At 50.1% G+C, this 2,463-nt stretch carries 1 rRNA gene; it reads right to left on the bottom strand.

The features are described from left to right. Nucleotides 1–123: 123 nt before the first annotated feature. A 23S ribosomal RNA gene (locus JKP82_RS20645) occupies nt 124–2,463 on the bottom strand; the annotation flags it as partial.

Here is a 2,463-nt window from a genome sequence, read left to right as displayed (position 1 = left end):
ATTAACAATTTAGGAATTCTGATATTCACGTAATCAATCTTTGAGCACTGAGTACTACTACTCTCGTTGCTTTAATCAGCTTTGTCTTACAACACTCAAGATAAAAAGCCTCTTGGGCGTTGTATGGTTAAGCCTCTCGGGCAATTAGTACAGGTTAGCTTAACGCCTTACAACGCTTCCACATCCTGCCTATCAACGTCATCGTCTATAACAACCCTTCCGGACTTTAAAAGTCAGGGATGACTCATCTTTGGGCCGGCTTCCCGCTTAGATGCTTTCAGCGGTTATCCGTTCCGAACGTAGCTACCGGGCAATGCCATTGGCATGACAACCCGAACACCAGCGGTTCGTCCACTCCGGTCCTCTCGTACTAGGAGCAGCTCCCATCAATCATCCAACGCCCACACCAGATAGGGACCGAACTGTCTCACGACGTTCTAAACCCAGCTCGCGTACCACTTTAAATGGCGAACAGCCATACCCTTGGGACCGACTTCAGCCCCAGGATGTGATGAGCCGACATCGAGGTGCCAAACACCGCCGTCGATATGAACTCTTGGGCGGTATCAGCCTGTTATCCCCGGAGTACCTTTTATCCGTTGAGCGATGGCCCTTCCATACAGAACCACCGGATCACTATGACCTACTTTCGTACCTGCTCGACGTGTCTGTCTCGCAGTTAAGCTAGCTTATGCCATTGCACTAACCTCACGATGTCCGACCGTGATTAGCTAACCTTCGTGCTCCTCCGTTACTATTTGGGAGGAGACCGCCCCAGTCAAACTACCCACCAGACACTGTCCATAATCCCGATAAGGGACCAATGTTAGAACATCAAACATACAAGGGTGGTATTTCAAGGACGGCTCCACACAATCTAGCGACTGTGCTTCGAAGCCTCCCACCTATCCTACACATGTAGGTTCAATGTTCAGTGCCAAGCTGTAGTAAAGGTTCACGGGGTCTTTCCGTCTAGGTGCGGGTACACAGCATCTTCACTGCGATTTCAATTTCACTGAGTCTCGGGTGGAGACAGCGTGGCCATGGTTACACCATTCGTGCAGGTCGGAACTTACCCGACAAGGAATTTCGCTACCTTAGGACCGTTATAGTTACGGCCGCCGTTTACCGGGGCTTCGATCAAGAGCTTCTCCGAAGATAACCCCATCAATTAACCTTCCGGCACCGGGCAGGTGTCACACCCTATACGTCCTCTTGCGAGTTAGCAGAGTGCTGTGTTTTTAATAAACAGTCCCAGCCACCTGGTCACTGCGGCCCTCATCTGCTCAAGGAGCAAGTCCTATCACAAACAAGGGCGTACCTTCTCCCGAAGTTACGGTACAATTTTGCCGAGTTCCTTCACCCGAGTTCTCTCAAGCGCCTTAGTATTCTCTACCTGACCACCTGTGTCGGTTTGGGGTACGGTTCATATAATCATAAGTTTAGAAGCTTTTCCTGGAAGCAGGGCATCAACAACTTCACTACCGTAGTAGCTCGTCTCGCATCTCAGCTTTAAGCGTCCGGATTTACCTAAACGCTCGGCCTACTTGCTTTCACTTGGACAACCAACGCCAAGCTTGCTTAGCCTTCTCCGTCCCTCCATCACTGATTATATAAGTACGGAAATATTAATCCGTTTCCCATCGACTACGCATTTCTGCCTCGCCTTAGGGGCCGACTTACCCTGCCCTGATTAGCATGGGACAGGAAACCTTGGTCTTCCGGCGTGGGAGTTTTTCACTCCCATTATCGTTACTCATGTCAGCATTCGCACTTGTGATATGTCCAGCAGACTTCTCAATCCACCTTCATCCACTTACACAACGCTCCCCTACCATACGTGTAAACACGTATCCGCAGCTTCGGTATATTGCTTAGCCCCGTTACATCTTCCGCGCAGGCCGACTCGACTAGTGAGCTATTACGCTTTCTTTAAAGGGTGGCTGCTTCTAAGCCAACCTCCTAGCTGTCTATGCCTTCCCACATCGTTTCCCACTTAGCAATATTTTGGGACCTTAGCTGGCGGTCTGGGTTGTTTCCCTCTTCACGACGGACGTTAGCACCCGCCGTGTGTCTCCCGGATAGTTCTCATTGGTATTCGGAGTTTGCAAAGGGTTGGTAAGTCGGGATGACCCCCTAGCCTTAACAGTGCTCTACCCCCAATGGAATTCGTCCGAGGCTCTACCTAAATAGATTTCGGGGAGAACCAGCTATCTCCCGGTTTGATTGGCCTTTCACCCCCAGCCACAAGTCATCCCCTAACTTTTCAACGTTAGTGGGTTCGGTCCTCCAGTTGATGTTACTCAACCTTCAACCTGCCCATGGCTAGATCACCGGGTTTCGGGTCTATACCTAGCAACTAAACGCGCAGTTAACACTCGCTTTCGCTACGGCTCCGCTATTCGCTTAACCTTGCTACTAAATATAAGTCGCTGACCCATTATACAAAAGGTACGCAGTCAC

The sequence above is a fragment of the Alteromonas lipotrueae genome (genome assembly GCF_019249215.1).
GTDB lineage: Bacteria > Pseudomonadota > Gammaproteobacteria > Enterobacterales > Alteromonadaceae > Alteromonas > Alteromonas lipotrueae.
Note: the sequence above shows the minus strand (reverse complement) of the source record. Positions and strands in the feature narration are given on the sequence as shown.